Here is a 15,351-nt window from a genome sequence, read left to right as displayed (position 1 = left end):
AGGCGCGTTGCCGAAGACAGTACGAATGTACGGCGAGGCAATGCAACAACGCCATGGACGTTTTTTCGGTGCTCTTATTTGTTGGGCTGCGGCGTGAGGCGCAAGTATGGCTTGGCCGCCGTAAAGCCCTTCGGATATTTCTGCTTGATCACGTCCGGGTCTTGCACGGTCAAGGGAATGATGACGTCGTCGCCATCTTGCCAGTTGCCGGGCGTGGCCACGGTGTAGCCGTCCGTCAGCTGCAGGGCGTCGATGACGCGCAGGATTTCATTGAAGTTGCGGCCCGTGCTCAGCGGATACGTGAGGATCAGGCGCACCTTCTTGTTCGGGTCGATGATGAAGACGGAGCGCACGGTGGCCGTGACGGATTGTTCCGGGTGGATCATGTCGTACAGCACCGACACTTTCTTGTCGACGTCGGCGATGATGGGGAAACCCACCACCGTGTTTTGCGTCTCTTCGATATCCTTGATCCAGCTCTTGTGCGACTCGGCCGCGTCCACGGACAGGGCGATGGCCTTCACGTTGCGCTTGTCAAATTCCGGCTTGAGCTTGGCCGTCAGGCCCAGTTCCGTCGTGCACACTGGGGTAAAGTCGGCCGGGTGGGAAAACAGCACCACCCAGGAGTTGCCGGCCCACTCGTGGAACTTGAGCGGACCGATCGAGCTGTCTTGTTCAAAATCGGGGGCGACGTCGCCCAGGCGTAAAGTCATCGTGATCTCCTTGTGAGGTTGTGTGGCGGGATGTTCGTCGTATCAGGCTGCCTGACGGTGGCGCTTGTCGCCTTGCGCCAGATCAAACAGCGTTTGCAGTTGCGCCTGGCCATAGAGCCAGTCGCCCAGGCCCGATTCGGCGTTGATGTGGCCGAGTTCTCCGCCATCAATATACTTGCAATTCCAGCGCCGCGCCCACTGCGCCGCGTGTTCGGCCGTCATCCACGGATCGGTCTGGCTGGCGATCAGGATGCCGGGGCAAGGCAGCCGCTTTTGCGGCAAGGCCTTGGCCACGCCAAACTTGTCGGGATCGGCCGGCCCCACCAGCAGCACGCCGGCCACGCCCTGCGGGTCGCGCGCCAGGCTGTGCGCCGTCGTCAGGCAGCCGAAGCTGTGGGCGACGATCAGCGTGGGACGCGCATCCTGCCGCCGCACCTGGTCCAGGCGCGCCGACCAGGCGGCCAGGTCGGAAGCATTCCAGTCGTCCTGCTCGACCCGCTCGAATTGCGGATACAGGCGCTGCCAGCGGCTCTGCCAATGCTCGGGACCGCTGTTCTGCAAGCCCGGCACGATCAATACCCGGTAATCGGAAAAGCTGCGCAGCGCCATGATGTGTCCTTGCGTGATCGATTCCGGCAAGCGTCGCCGCCTGCCGGTGAAGATTACTTCGGCTGGTAAATCTGGTCGAAGATGCCGCCGTCGGCAAAGTGCGCCTTCTGTGCGGCCGTCCAGCCACCCGCCACTTGTTCGATGGTGAACAGGTTGACCTTGGCGAACTGCGATGCGTATTTCTTCGCCGCCTTGTCCGTTGCCGGACGGTAGTAATTCTTGGCGATGATATCTTGCGCTTCGTCCGTGTACAGGTAGTTCAGGTAGGCCTCGGCCACCTTGCGCGTGCCGTGCTTGTCGGCAAACTTGTCGACGACGGCGACGGGCGGTTCGGCCAGGATGCTGACGGACGGCGTGATGATGTCGAACTTGGTGGGGCCCAGTTCCTTGACGGCCAGGTAAGCCTCGTTTTCCCAGGCGATCAGCACGTCGCCGATGCCACGTTCGACGAAGGTGGTGGTGGCGCCGCGCGCGCCGGAATCGAGCACGGGCACGTTCTTGTACAGTTTGCCGAGGAAATCCTTGGCCTTGGCTTCGCTGCCGCCCGGCTGGCGCAAGGCGTAACCCCACGCGGCCAGGTGGTTCCAGCGGGCGCCGCCCGAGGTTTTCGGGTTCGGCGTGATGACGGACACGCCCGGCTTGATCAAGTCGTTCCAATCCTTGATGCCTTTCGGGTTGCCCTTGCGTACCAGAAACACGATGGTCGAGGTGTAAGGCGAGCTGTTGTGCTTCAAGCGCTTTTGCCAGTCGGCGGCCAGCAGCTTGTGCTCGGCCAGCGCATCGATATCGTAGGCCAGGGCCAAGGTGACCACGTCCGCTTCCAGGCCGTCGATGACGGCGCGCGCCTGCTTGCCGGAACCGCCGTGCGATTGCTTGATCTTGACGGTGTCGCCCGTCTTGCCTTTCCACTCCTTGGCAAACGCCGTGTTCACATCCTGGTACAGCTCGCGCGTCGGGTCATACGACACGTTGAGCAGGGTGATATCGGCGGCCTGCGCCGTCTGCAGGAGGGTAAACGCGCCGATGGCGGCGGCAATGATGATTTTTTTCGACAGCATCTAAGATCCCCGTGTGGTTGAACTTTCAGAGCCACCAGATTACGGCGCCACGGCTGCAAAGAGAACGAAGCGTTTCGCCGTTTGATATACATTTTTCGCATATGGACGGCGCGCAACGGGGATTTAGTGCTTAATAAAACCGGTTGAACAATACGACGGCCCAGGCAGCGAAGGCCAGGATACACGTGAGCAGCACGGCCGCGCTGCCGAAGTCCTTGGCGTTTTTCGACAGCGGATGGCGCTCCAGCGAAATGCGGTCGACCACGGCTTCGATTGCGGAATTGATCAGTTCGACGATCAACACCAGCAGCAGCACGCCGATCAGCACCAGTTTTTCAAAGGCGGAGATGCGCAAGACCAAGGCGATCACCGTACCGACGACGAACAAACCGAGTTCCTGGCGGAATGCATGTTCATGGCGCCAGGCCGCCTTCAAGCCATCGAGCGAGTAGAAAAAGGCGGAAAAGATCCGCTTCAAGCCACTCTTGCTTTTGAATTCATTTACAGGTTGCATATTTTTCCATATGTAAAGCAGGTGCAGTGGGCACATTATGGGGGCGGCATGGCAGTGTGACCATTTATTCGCTGAATATCTCGGAACATTTCACTATTTTTTCACATCATGGTATAAAGAAGCATGAATACTGCATTGCACCAAATCCATCATGAAAATTGAACCGGTCGCAGCTCCAAAGACGACGATCCAGGTGATCGAACGAATGGTCGCCCTGCTCGATGCCCTGGCCAAATATTCCGACCCGGTCAGCCTGAAGGAATTATCCAAGGTCTCCGGCCTGCACCCCTCGACGGCGCACCGCATCCTCAACGACATGGTGCTCACGCGCTTTGTCGACCGCATCGAACCGGGCACCTATCGCTTGGGCATGCGCCTGCTGGAACTGGGCAATGTGGTGAAAAGCCGCCTCAGCGTGCGCGAAGCGGCGCTGGACTTCATGCGCCAGCTGCACAAGAAAACCCAGCAAACCATCAACCTGTCCGTGCGCCAGGGCGACGAGATCGTCTATATCGACCGCGCCTTTTCCGAGCGCTCGGGCATGCAGGTGGTGCGCGCCATCGGCGGCCGCGGCCCGCTGCACCTGACTTCGACCGGTAAATTGTTCCTCTCCGTGGACGAACCGAAAGCCATCCGCGCGTATGCCACGCGCACGGGCTTGGCCGGGCACAACAAGAATTCCATCACGGATCTGCAAAAGCTCGAACGCGAGCTGAGCCTGGTGCGCGAGCGCGGCTATGCGCGCGACAATGAAGAGCTGGAACTGGGCGTGCGCTGCATGGCCGCCGGCATCCGCGACGACTCGGGCAAGCTGATCGCCGGCCTGTCGATCTCGGCGCCGGCCGACCGTCTGCAGGATGAGTGGCTGGTGGACCTGGTGGAAACGGCGAACCAGATTTCCGTCACATTGGGTTATATCCCGCAAGACTGACTTCCGCATAAAAATGTTCAGGGCAAGGCGCACTAACGAAGGCAGTACGACTAGTACGGCGAGTTAGTGCAACGCCGCCATGGACATTTTTAGCCGCCGGGCAGGCTCATGTTGGCTGGTTTCAAGGCTTCCAGCCACTTGCGCATGCGGCCCGCGTCGGCCGTGCGCGACTGTTTTCCCTTGGAATCGAGGAATACCATGATCACGGCCCGTCCTTCGATGACGGCCTGCATCATCAGACAACGTCCCGCCTCATTGATGAAGCCCGTCTTTTGCAAGCCGATTTCCCAGCCGGGGTTGGCCACCAGGTGATTCGTATTGCCAAACTGCATGGGCTGGCCGCTGGCTTCGACGATGGCTTTCGGGTCCGTCGAGTACTCGCGCAACAGCGGATGGCGGAAGGCGGCCATGGCCAGCTTGCCCAGGTCGCGCGCGCTGGCCACGTTCATTTTCGACAAGCCGCTGGAATCGACGTAGTGCGTATCCATCATGCCCAGCTGGCGCGCCTTGCTGTTCATGGCGTCGACAAACGCCGGCAAGCCGCCCGGATAATTGCGGCCCAGCGCCGAGGCGGCGCGGTTTTCCGAGCTCATCAGGGCAATGTGCAGCATGTTCGCGCGCGTCAATTGCGAACCCACTTTCAAGCGCGAGCTGCTGAACTTGGCGCGGTCGACGTCCTCGTCCGTGATGGTCAGCAGCTCATCCATGTCCTGGCGCGCTTCGACCACCACCAGGCCAGTCATCATCTTGGTGATGGAGGCGATGGGCAGGGCGACATTCGAATTCTTTTCAAACAGTACTTCCGAGTTGGCCTGGTCCAGCACCAGCGCCACGCTCGACTTGAGGTCGAGCGGATCGCGCGTCAGGTTCAAGCCTGCCAGGTCGCCCATGGTGGGCATCGGTGCGGCCATGGGCACGGCCACGCTGCTGATTTTTTGATAGATGACCTTGCGTTTGCCGCGCACCATGACGACCCGGCGCACGGTCTTTTCGCGCGGCGCGGCCGTCGCGCCCTTGCGCAGCACGACTTTGACTTTCTTGGTGTTGTGTTTCTTCGCGGCTGAGGATTTGCCGTTCGCTTCCCTGGCGTGCACGGCCGCAGCCGGCGCCAGCGCAAACAGCAGGGAAGCCAGGACACCCAGCGCAAGTTTAAACTTAGCCATTCGATAATTCCCCGTGAAGCTGTTGCCTTATTGCAGTGTAGCGAAATGCAGAGTAATCGCAAGCCAATTTAACAGTTAGGACAGTATTTATTGCAGCAACGAAATACAAATCGTTAGCGATCCGCAAACAAGCTCATCCTTAACGGGCTGTTTAGCTGTGCCGGTCACTGGCAATGTCTATTTGTCCATGAATTTAACAAAACCTGCCAGCGGCTCGCGTTCCGTGCTCAAGCGGTTCTCGATCTTGTCCGGGTCGGCATGGCCGAGGGCCATGCCGCACACCACCATTTCGCTGTCCGGCACGCCCAGCTCGTCGCGGATGATGTCATGGTAATGGATGAAAGCCGCTTGCGGGCACGTATCGAGTCCGCGCGCGCGCGCCGCCAGCATGATGTTTTGCAAGAACATGCCGTAGTCGAGCCAGGAACCCTGCTCCAGCACGCGCTCGATGGTAAAGATCAGGCCGACGGGCGCATCGAAAAACTGGAAATTGCGCCCATGCTGGGCCGCCATGCCGGCCGTGTCGCCCCGCTCCAGGCCCAGCAACTGGTACAGGTCCAGGCCGATCTTGCGGCGGCGCTCGATGAACGGCGCCGTCCACTGGCGCGGGTAATAGGTGTACGACGCCGTGCGCGCGGGCGCATCGGGCGCCTTCGGCGCGTCGTAAGCGGCGAGGATGCGGCGCGACAGGCGCTGGCGCGCCTCGCCCGACAGCACATACACTTTCCACGGCTGCATGTTGGCGCCCGAAGGCGCGCGCGCCGCCACTTCCAGGATGCGCGCGATATCGTCCTGCGCCACCGGCGTGGGTAAAAAGGCGCGGATCGACCGGCGCGACAGAATGACGGCGTCCACGGCTTGCTGCGCCGACGATGTTTCCAATGCTTGCTTATCCACTGCCCTGCTCTCCCGCTTGTTGCTTTACTTCTTGACCACGAACACGACGCCAACCACGGCCACCAGCATGCCGGCGATGCCCAGCATATTAAAGGCTTCGCCAAACATCAGCCAGGCCATCACGGCCGTCGTGGGCGGCGTCAGGTACAGCAAGCCCGTCACTTTCGTCGCATCGCTGCGGCGGATCAGGGCGAACAACAGGAAGATGGCGCCGATGGACAGCACGAGTACCGACCACAGCAAGGCGCCGATGAAATTCGCCGTCCATTGAACATTGCTGAAATGCAGGTCCAGGCCTTCGTAGTACAAGGCGAACGGCAAGACCACCACGATGGAGGCGGCAAACTGCACCACCGTGCCGGTGCGCAAGTCGAACTGCGGGCAGTGGCGTTTTTGATACATGGTGCCGGCCGTCATCGACAACAGCGCGAACACGCACAGCAGCACGCTTTCCACGGTCAGGCCCACGAGGTTGATCTTCGCATACACGACGAGGGCTACGCCCAGCAAGCCAAAGAACAGGCCCAGCCACTGGCGCGGGCGCACGGATTCGCCGATCAGGGATGCGGCGCAGGCCGTCAGCACGGGCTGCATGCCGACGATCAGGGCGGACAGGCCGGCCGGCATGCCCAGCTTGATGGCGCACCAGACGCCGGCCAGGTAGCCGGCCTGCATCAAAATGCCGGCCACGGCGATCTGGCGGAACTGCCCCACGGGCCACGGCGCGCGCAACAGCAGCACCAGCGGCAACAGGATCACCAGCACGCCCAGGAAGCGCAGCAGCAAGAAGGTCAGCGGTGGCGCATACGGCAAACCGAACTTGGCCACGATAAAACCTGTGCTCCATAACAACACAAAGAAGCCGGGCAAGGCCATCGGCGCCACGGTGGTCAGGAAAGAAGCTTTGGGGACTTTGCCGCTGGCGCCAGCCGCGGCGGGAAGATTGGACATGGTATCGACTCGGGAAACGGGATCGGCACTGGAGCGCTGCGCCGGTGCGGGAGGCAAAGTCTAGCATGCTGCGCCGCGATCGTCCCCGTAGCCACTGGAAACGATAGTTTAAGGATAAACCATTGACACACGGAAATTAAATATTTCTCTTTAGAAACAACGGCTTTTGATGCAAATCTATTCAATTGTTGCATCGCACAAGAATCGCTTGACTTCGTTTTTTTTCACCGTAGAATAGGGTTTGTTGCGTTGCACAATTCTTGTTCAGCTTGAAAAATTTAGATTCACCTGCTTTCCCAAACGGTACACGCAGCATCAAATTAACCAGATTTCGATTTTTTGGAGATTTATATGTTTTCAATTCCTGAGCAATTTTCGTCCGCTACCAAAGCCAACCTGGAAGCCCAATTCGCCCTGTTCTCGTCGCTGACGGGCAAAGCCTTCGAAGGCATCGAAAAGATCGTCGAACTGAACCTGACCGCTGCCAAGGCAACGCTGGAAGAATCGACCGCCGCCGCCAAGCAATTGCTGTCGGCAAAAGATCCACAAGAATTCTTCTCGCTGACCGCTGCCCAAGCCCAGCCTGGCGCCGAAAAAGCCATCGCTTACGGCCGTCACCTGGCTGCCATCACGTCGGGCACGCAAGCCGAGTTCAGCAAAGCTGCTGAATCGCAAATCGCTGAAACCAACCGCAAAGTCCTGTCCCTGGTGGAAGAAGTCACCAAGAACGCGCCAGCCGGTTCGGAAAACGCCGTCGCCATCCTGAAAAGCGCCATCGGCAACGCCAATGCAGGCTACGAGCAATTCTCGAAAACCAGCAAGCAAGCCGTCGAAGCCATCGAAGCGAACCTGACGTCGGCCGTGAACCAGTTCACGCAAGCGGCTGAAAAAGTCGTGCCGCGCGCTGCCGCCAAGTAATTATCAAGCGACCGCCACGGCGGTCCGCTGTTATCGGCTCCTCCAGGCATCCATCCTGCACTTCCCCGACGGATGCCATTATGCCCCAGCCCAGCTGGGGCATTTTTTATGCCCGCAAGCTTCCCGCACCTTCCTACTCTCCCAGATACGCGGCCTTCACGCGCGGGTCGTCGAGCATGGCGGCCGCGTTGCCGCCCATGGTGACCAGGCCGGAATCCATCACATAGCCGCGGTGCGCCGCCTGCAGGGCCAGCCGGGCATTCTGTTCGACCAGCAGAATCGTGATGCCTTCGGACGAGACCCTGCGGATCACCTCGAAGATTTTCTCGACCATGATGGGCGACAGGCCCATCGACGGCTCGTCGAGCAGCAGCAGCTTCGGATGGCTCATCAGGGCGCGCGCCATGGCCAGCATCTGCTGCTCGCCGCCGGACAAGGTGCCGGCCATCTGCGCCGCCCTTTCCTTCAGGCGGGGGAACACGTCGAACCATTTCTCGATATCGGCCTCGACACCGGCCTTGTCCGTGCGCGTGTAGGCGCCCATCATGAGGTTTTCGCGGATCGACATGCGGGTAAACACGCCCCGCCCTTCCGGCACCATGGCCAGTTTCCTTTCCACCAGGTGGAACGATTTCGTACCCTTGAGCGACTCGCCCAGGTAGCTGATCGTGCCCTCGACCTTGCAGGCGGGCAAGGTGCCCGTGATGGCTTTCAAGGTCGTCGTCTTGCCGGCGCCGTTCGCACCGATCAGGGCGATCAGCTCGCCCTCGTTGACTTCCAGGTCGATGCCTTTGACCGCCTTGATGCCGCCGTAGGCCACGTGCAGGCCCGCTACCTTCAATATATTGCTCATGCGTGCGATCCCCCCAGGTAAGCCTCGATGACGGCCGGGTTTTGTTGTATTTCGGCCGGCAAGCCTTCCGCGATGCGCTTGCCATACTCGAGCACCGTGATGCGGTCGCACAGCCCCATCATCAGTTTCACGTCGTGCTCGATCAACAGCACGGTCTTGCCTTCGGCCTTGATTTTCACCAGCAACTCGCGCAGGGCCAGCTTTTCCGTCGCATTCATGCCGGCCGCCGGCTCGTCGAGGGCCAGCAGGGTCGGATCGGTCGCCAGCGCGCGGGCGATTTCCAGGCGCCGCTGGTCGCCATACGACAGGAAGCGCGCCGTGCGGCTGGCGAACTGGGCGATGCCGACGAAGTCGAGCAACTCCATCGCCCGCCGGCGGATGGACGCCTCTTCCTCGCGCGCCGCCTTGTGGCGGAAGATGGCGCCGAACACGCCCTGGTGCGAGCGCACGTGACGCCCCACCATGACGTTTTCCAGCGCCGTCATGTCGCCGAACAGGCGGATGTTCTGGAAGGTGCGCGCGATGCCCGCCTTGGCCACCTTGTGCGGCGCGGACGGCGAATACGGCTTGCCGGCCAGCTCGAAGGTGCCCGTGTCGGGCTGGTACAGGCCGGTGATCACATTGAAAAACGTCGTCTTGCCGGCGCCGTTCGGACCGATCAAGCCGTAAATCTGGCCTTGGCGGATGGTGATGCCCACGTCGGTGAGCGCTTGCAAGCCGCCGAAACGCTTGTTCACGCCGGCGATGTTGAGGATGATCTGTTCGCTCATGCTATCCCTCCCTTATGCGGACACGACGCCGGTGGATTTGTTCGGCTGGTCGACGTCGTGGTCGGGCCGGTCTTCGTGCTTCGGCGACGGCCACAGTCCCGCAGGACGGTTGAGCATGATCAACACCATGGCCAGGCCGTACAGCAGCTGGCGCAGCACTTCCGCCTCGATCACCACATGGCCGAACAGCGCCTGCTGGGCCGGCTCCACCACGTGGCGCAGCACTTCCGGTATCGAAGCGAGGATCACGCCGCCGAGGATCACGCCAGGAATATGGCCGATACCGCCCAGCACCACCATGGCCAGCACGGCGATCGACTCCGTCAGCGAGAACGATTCCGGCGAGACAAAGCCCTGGAACGAGGCAAACATGGCGCCGGCCACGCCGCCGAACGAGGCGCCCATGGAAAAGGCCAGCAATTTGACGTTGCGCGTATTGATGCCCATGGCCTTGGCGGCGATCTCGTCTTCGCGGATGGCCACCCAGGCGCGGCCCAGGCGCGAATGCTGGAGGCGCTTGGTGACGAACACGACGGCGATGCACAGGAATAGGAACAGGAAGTAATAGGCGTTCACGGACGGCATGGAAAAACCGGCCACCGTGACGGTGCTGTTGGTGCCCGCCTCGCCCGCCAGGTTGACGCCGAAGATGCGGATGGGGTCGATCAAATTGATGCCTTGCGGGCCATTCGTGAAGTTGATCGGGTCGTTCAAATTGTTCATGAAGATGCGGATGATCTCGCCAAACCCCAGGGTCACGATGGCCAGGTAGTCGCCGCGCAGTTTTAATGTGGGCGCGCCCAGCAGCGCGCCGAACAAACCTGCCACGGCAGCGGCCAGCGGCACGATGATCCAGATCGACAGGTGGATGCCGTTTTCACGGATCTCCGGCCCCATCAGCTGCACCAGGGTTTCCCCCAGCACGGGATACTGATTCACCACCGATTCGAGCAGGATGGCGAACTGGGGCGAGGCCAGCAAGGCCGTCAGGTAGGCGCCCACGGCATAGAAGGCGATGTAGCCCAGGTCGAGCAGGCCGGCGAAGCCGACGACGATGTTCAAGCCCAGGGCCAGCATGATGTACAGCAAGGCCATGTCGATGATGCGCACCCACGAGTTGCCGAACTGGGCGGCAAAAAACGGGAACACCATCAGCAGCGCGGCCAGGCCCAGCATGCCGGCATAGGCCTTGGCGGGATTCTTTTTTGCGTCGAAATCGAGTAATGCCATGATTATTCTCCCAGTGTCACATCAGGCACGGTCGGCCACGCGTTCGCCCATGATGCCGGACGGGCGCAGGGTCAGCACGATGATCAGCACGACGAAGGCAAAGATATCCTGGTAGTGGCTGCCCAGGAAACCGCCCGTGATGTCGCCGATATAGCCGGCGCCCAGGCTCTCGATAATGCCCAGCAAGATACCGCCCAGCATGGCGCCATAGATATTGCCGATACCGCCCAGCACGGCCGCACAGAAGGCTTTCAAGCCGGGGATGGCGCCCATGGAAAACTGGATGGATGCATAGTTGGCGCCCCACATCACGCCCGCCACGGCCGCCAGCGCGGCGCCGATGGCGAAGGTGGCGACGATGACCTTGTCGGAATCGACGCCCATGAGACCGGCCACGCGGGGATTTTCCGCCGTGGCGCGCATGGCGCGGCCCATACGCGTTTTTTCCACCAGCAATACCAAGCCGCCCATCGACAGCGCGGCCAGGGCCAGCAGCAGCACTTGCGTTTGCGAAATCACGGCGCCGCCTATGTTGATGGGGTCGGTCGACAGCAATTGCGGGAAGGGCAAGGGATTGCGCGTCCAGATCATCATGGCAAAGGTCTGCAGCAGGATGGAGACGCCGATGGCGGTAATCAGGGGGGCGAGGCGGGGGGCGTTGCGCAGGCGGCGGTAGGCGACCCGCTCGATGATGATGTTGACCAGAATACAGATGGGAATGGCGCCGAGGATGGCGGTGGCCAGTTTCAGATAGCCGGGCCAGTCCGGCACATAAATGCCCAGCAGCTTGAGGATGCTCAAGCCCACCATGGCGCCGATCATGAGCACGTCGCCGTGGGCGAAGTTGATCAGATTCAAGACACCGTACACCATGGTGTAACCGAGGGCGACTAAGGCATACATGCTGCCCAACACCAAGCCGTTAATGATCTGCTGGATGAATGTATCCATGATTGCCCTATCAAATATGCATTTTTCGGGAACAACTTCCGCCAGAACATGGGTCGCTGATACAAAAACGGCACCGGAGGAAGAATTCCTGCAGTGCCATCCCTGGACCGTTCTCACCAGCATGGTGCACGCACCAAAAACGGGCGTGACCTTGCTTAGTTATAACGACAACATATTCAAGCTTGAACCAATCATAACGATCTTTTGCAAAAACTAAGCTTGGAATAATGCGATCATTTCCGAATTAAATTCGGTTTTGAGGTAACTCCTCATCGATACTCAAGCGCCCTGGCAACTCAGGCGACGTCGCGCTTGACGCCGTCGAGGCCTTTCGGCATCGGGAACGTGACGGCTTCCTGCACGCCGTCGAGCGGGCGCACGCTCTTCACGCCGCACTCTTTCAGGCGGTCGATGACGGCCTGCACCAGCACCTCGGGCGCCGAGGCGCCAGCCGTCACACCCACGCGCAGCTTGCCTTCCAGCCAGGCGGGATCGATTTGCGAAGCATTGTCGACCATGTAGGCTGGCGTGCCCATCTTCTCGGCCACTTCGCGCAGGCGGTTCGAATTCGAGCTGTTCGGGCTGCCCACGACGATCACCACTTCCACTTGCGGGGCCATGAATTTCACGGCTTCCTGGCGGTTGGTGGTGGCGTAGCAAATGTCGCCTTTTTTCGGCTCGGCGATGTTCGGATATTTCGCTTTCAAGGCCGCGATAATGTCGCTAGTGTCGTCAACTGACAACGTTGTTTGCGAAACATAGGCCAGGCTGTCCGGATTGGCGACTTGCAATGCCGCCACATCGTCGAGCGTTTCCACCAGATGCATGCCCATATCGGCCTGCCCCATCGTGCCTTCCACCTCGGGATGGCCATCGTGGCCGATCATGATGATTTCGCGGCCTTCGCGGCGCATCTTGCCCACTTCCATATGCACCTTGGTGACGAGAGGGCAGGTCGCGTCGAAAATGCTCAGGCCGCGCGATTCCGCCTCGGCGCGCACGGCTTTCGACACGCCATGCGCGGAAAACACGAGCGTATTGCCAGCAGGCACATCATCGAGGTCATCGATGAAGATGGCGCCCTTGTTGCGCAAGTCGGCCACCACATAGGCATTGTGGACGATTTCATGGCGTACATAGATCGGTGCGCCAAATTGCTGCAAGGCGCGTTCGACGATTTCGATCGCCCGGTCGACGCCGGCGCAGAAACCGCGGGGCTGGGCCAGTAACAGTTCTTTATCCATCGCTATTCCTTCACAGCACCGAGATGAGCTTGACTTCAAAGCGCAGCGGCTGGCCGGCCAGCGGATGGTTGAAGTCGAACAGGGCGGAGTCCTCGCGCATTTCGCGCAGCACGCCGGCAAAGCGGCCGCCGCCCGGCGCGGCGAAATCGACCAGGTCGCCGATCTTGTAGTCGGCGCCGGGCACGGAGTTCTCGTCCAGCGTCGCGCGCGAGACCGATTGCACCAGCTCGGGATTGCGCTCGCCGAAGCCTTCGCCGGCGGCCAGCTCGAAGGTCTGGTGCGTGCCTTCAGGCAAGCCCAGCAAGCGCTGCTCGAGGAACGGCGCCAGTTGGCCCTGTCCCAGCATCAAGGTCGCGGGATTTCCGCTGAAGGTAGTGACAATATCAGTACCGTCAACAGTAGCAAGACGATAATGCAGGGTGAGGTAAGCCGCTTCGGTGACGACTGCTGGTTGCTCGTTGGACATAGTAGTTTTCAAGTAACTGGTGCAAAACGATATTGTAAGCCACACTGAGCCAGCGCGCCCCATGCCATCTCGGCGCGGCCGTGCTTTTGTCAAAAAAACATGGCCGCGCAACACATCCCACGTCGAATCAGCGAATCAGACGTTGACGTACGTCAACCCGCCCGCCGTGCTGGCATGATTGCCGAAGCCGGAGCTGTCTTCCAGGTTGCCGTCGAGCTTCCAGCGCCCCACAGGCCGGTGCACGATGCCGTACTGGCCATAGTCATACACTTCCTTGGGCGTCAGCACGCGGTCGTAGAGGATGACGTCCGACAACTGCCAGGCGGGCGCGCCCTGCTCCAGCGCATCCACGGTGCGGCCGATCACCAGGGGCGCGCCGATGGCCTGCACGAATGGCGTTGCCATCTTGCTGCCCTGCGACATCAGGAAATCGTCGACGTACAGGCTGATGGAACCATCATGCTTGACGGTGTAGGTGCAGCGAAACCAGCGGTTGGCGCTATCCACGTTCACGCCGTGGCCATTGTTATTGAAGCCCGCACCAGCACTATTGCGCAGGAACAGGAACGTCTGGATATCCTGCGTCAGCAGCGTCCATCCTTTCAGGTTCGCTTGGCGCGCGACAAACGCCCCGCCCCGGCCCACCATCGTGGAAAATGCCTGCTGCCGGATGCAATACGACAGCGAAAAATCGCTGCTCTCGTAACGCACGGACGACGGCACGGTGAGCAGGAGGCCAGGCTGGAACTGCACGGTTTTCTTGACGCCGAAGCAAGGCGTGGGCGGCGCCTGACGGACGGCGTCGTCGCCACGCAAGGCGTCCCAGACGGCCTTGCGCCCGTTGCTGTAGGCCGGTGTCTCCACCAGGTTCAGACCGTCGTCTTGCATAGGCTTGCCGCCGTTCCAGTCCCAATAGCATGCCAGTTGCACGCCCGTACGGCGTATGGCGCTCAGCAACGCGTGCAAGTTGTCTTGCCGTTCGGTATCTTGCAACGCCAGCTCCTGCTTTTCCGACAGGCAAAAACTGCCAAGGTAATACGGCTTGCCCAGGTCCCTGGCCGCGCGCTGCATCACTTGCAGGTAAGCGAGCGAAGACGAGACGAAGTCGGCCGGCAAATCCGCACTGTTGTCCAGGGCGCTGCTTACATATTCATTACCCGGAAACAGGTTTTCGCAAATACAGTCGACCGGGTCTGGATTCATCAATGGCAGGATTTCCGTGACGTATTGCTGCAAAGAGCCTTGACGGGGCCAGGTATGGGCAATGCCCGCGTTACCGGAAGAAATCATGCGCGCCAGGCTATCATTATCACGCAGCAATTGCGCCGTCTCCTGGATGATTTCCCGGCAAGCGCTCAAGCTCATCTCCGTCACGCCCTTCAGTTCCTGCGCTGCCATCCAGGCGGCGATGCCGGCGTGATTGCTGTAGTGCTGCGCAAAAGCCTGCGCAAAGGCACGCATGTAGCGGCGTGATTTCGACTGCGGATTGGCTAGTGCAACGCGCGCGGCGGCGGCCTGCTCGTCTTTTGTAGCGCCCGCAGCGCCCGCCTCGCCCACCAGTTGCGGCACGGCGTAGGGATTCCAGAATGGGCAGGCGATGATGCCGATGCCATTGGCCAGCGCGCAATCGAGCAGCGCCTGGATCGCGGCCCAGTATGCGGGCTTGATATTGAGCGCGGTCAGCGTGCTGTCGGGAGCGAAATCGGGCTTGCCAACGACCTCTTCCCAGCTCCAATAGCCGTCCTTGCCGTTGAAAGGCGCCACCATCACCTGGATGTACTTGAAGCCGTTGGCGGCAAGATACGGCAAATCGGTGCTGTAATCGGGATTCTTCACGTCCGGATCGAGCGGCGCGGTAACGCTCCAGTTGCGGTGTTCCAGATACGCGTGCGCATTGAGGCCGATGCCGCTAACCTTGCCCGTGTTGACGCCGGCGGCGTTGAACTCCTGCATGACTCCATTGATAACTTTGATATAAGGCATGACGACTCCTGTAAAACAAGTGGAAGACATTGAGTTCAGGGCCCTGACTCCCCGCCGCTGCAACTTGTATGAAGTGCAACGACAGGTAAATGATAGCGCT

General features: G+C 60.5%; 16 protein-coding genes. 2 read left to right on the top strand and 14 right to left on the bottom strand.

Going from position 1 to position 15,351, the window contains the following annotated elements; translation table 11 throughout:
• Positions 1–74: 74 nt before the first annotated feature.
• From J0O65_RS10740 to J0O65_RS10725, 4 genes are all read right to left on the bottom strand, one after another.
• On the bottom strand, positions 75–713 hold the full coding sequence (locus J0O65_RS10740; RefSeq protein WP_215406561.1) for a peroxiredoxin: 639 nt from the start codon (positions 711–713) through the stop codon (positions 75–77).
• 42 nt (positions 714–755) lie between these two features.
• Entirely contained in the window at positions 756–1,322 is a 567-nt protein-coding gene (locus tag J0O65_RS10735) for an RBBP9/YdeN family alpha/beta hydrolase (protein ID WP_215406698.1), read from the bottom strand.
• Between the two features lie 53 nt (positions 1,323–1,375).
• Entirely contained in the window at positions 1,376–2,380 is a 1,005-nt protein-coding gene (locus J0O65_RS10730; protein WP_251373647.1) for a sulfate ABC transporter substrate-binding protein, read from the bottom strand.
• 130 nt (positions 2,381–2,510) lie between these two features.
• Positions 2,511–2,894: a diacylglycerol kinase gene (locus tag J0O65_RS10725; RefSeq protein ID WP_251373646.1), complete on the bottom strand. Its 384-nt coding sequence runs from the start codon at positions 2,892–2,894 to the stop codon at positions 2,511–2,513.
• Positions 2,895–3,045: 151 nt separating this feature from the next.
• Between J0O65_RS10725 and J0O65_RS10720 the strand changes: the two genes are divergently transcribed.
• Positions 3,046–3,825, top strand: coding sequence for an IclR family transcriptional regulator (locus J0O65_RS10720; RefSeq protein ID WP_034785179.1), 780 nt, complete (start codon positions 3,046–3,048; stop codon positions 3,823–3,825).
• Positions 3,826–3,914: 89 nt separating this feature from the next.
• On the opposite strand, the gene pbpG is transcribed toward J0O65_RS10720, so the two are convergent.
• The 3 genes from pbpG to J0O65_RS10705 form a co-directional block, all read right to left on the bottom strand.
• Positions 3,915–4,988 carry a D-alanyl-D-alanine endopeptidase gene (pbpG, locus tag J0O65_RS10715; RefSeq protein WP_215406558.1) on the bottom strand — a complete coding sequence of 358 codons (1,074 nt, stop codon included), beginning with the start codon at positions 4,986–4,988 and terminating at the stop codon, positions 3,915–3,917.
• A gap of 177 nt (positions 4,989–5,165) precedes the next feature.
• Positions 5,166–5,885 carry a nitroreductase gene (locus J0O65_RS10710; protein ID WP_353056179.1) on the bottom strand — a complete coding sequence of 240 codons (720 nt, stop codon included), beginning with the start codon at positions 5,883–5,885 and terminating at the stop codon, positions 5,166–5,168.
• Positions 5,886–5,909: 24 nt separating this feature from the next.
• Positions 5,910–6,836, bottom strand: coding sequence for a DMT family transporter (locus J0O65_RS10705; protein WP_502793555.1), 927 nt, complete (start codon positions 6,834–6,836; stop codon positions 5,910–5,912).
• 351 nt (positions 6,837–7,187) lie between these two features.
• Here J0O65_RS10705 and J0O65_RS10700 point away from each other — a divergent pair, with 351 nt between their 5' ends.
• Positions 7,188–7,754 (top strand): phasin family protein, encoded by a 567-nt coding sequence (locus tag J0O65_RS10700; RefSeq protein ID WP_034785173.1) that lies wholly within the window; start codon positions 7,188–7,190, stop codon positions 7,752–7,754.
• A gap of 133 nt (positions 7,755–7,887) precedes the next feature.
• Here the strand turns inward: J0O65_RS10700 and J0O65_RS10695 are convergent, their stop codons facing one another.
• The 7 genes from J0O65_RS10695 to J0O65_RS10665 form a co-directional block, all read right to left on the bottom strand.
• Entirely contained in the window at positions 7,888–8,607 is a 720-nt protein-coding gene (locus tag J0O65_RS10695; protein WP_215406556.1) for an ABC transporter ATP-binding protein, read from the bottom strand.
• A complete protein-coding gene (locus tag J0O65_RS10690) occupies positions 8,604–9,377 on the bottom strand; it encodes an ABC transporter ATP-binding protein (protein ID WP_092795837.1) in 774 nt (257 codons plus the stop codon). Before J0O65_RS10690 ends, J0O65_RS10695 begins: the two co-directional genes overlap by 4 nt.
• A 12-nt stretch (positions 9,378–9,389) precedes the next feature.
• Complete coding sequence (locus tag J0O65_RS10685) at positions 9,390–10,607, bottom strand: ABC transporter permease subunit (protein ID WP_215406554.1); 1,218 nt, start codon at positions 10,605–10,607, stop codon at positions 9,390–9,392.
• Between the two features lie 21 nt (positions 10,608–10,628).
• Positions 10,629–11,558, bottom strand: a complete 930-nt coding sequence (locus tag J0O65_RS10680) for a branched-chain amino acid ABC transporter permease (RefSeq protein ID WP_215406552.1) — start codon at positions 11,556–11,558, stop codon at positions 10,629–10,631.
• A gap of 296 nt (positions 11,559–11,854) precedes the next feature.
• The gene (gene ispH, locus J0O65_RS10675) at positions 11,855–12,802 is read right to left on the bottom strand and encodes a 4-hydroxy-3-methylbut-2-enyl diphosphate reductase (RefSeq protein ID WP_131689622.1); all 948 of its coding nucleotides are present in this window, start codon (positions 12,800–12,802) and stop codon (positions 11,855–11,857) included.
• Positions 12,803–12,812: 10 nt separating this feature from the next.
• Positions 12,813–13,268: an FKBP-type peptidyl-prolyl cis-trans isomerase gene (locus J0O65_RS10670; protein ID WP_070224501.1), complete on the bottom strand. Its 456-nt coding sequence runs from the start codon at positions 13,266–13,268 to the stop codon at positions 12,813–12,815.
• A 135-nt stretch (positions 13,269–13,403) separates the two neighbouring features.
• A complete protein-coding gene (locus J0O65_RS10665; RefSeq protein ID WP_215406550.1) occupies positions 13,404–15,251 on the bottom strand; it encodes a LamG-like jellyroll fold domain-containing protein in 1,848 nt (615 codons plus the stop codon).
• Positions 15,252–15,351: the final 100 nt, after the last annotated feature.

Origin of the sequence: Janthinobacterium sp. JC611, assembly GCF_018682595.1 — a bacterium.
Lineage (GTDB): Bacteria > Pseudomonadota > Gammaproteobacteria > Burkholderiales > Burkholderiaceae_D > Janthinobacterium.
This window is presented reverse-complemented; position numbering and strand designations above follow the sequence as displayed.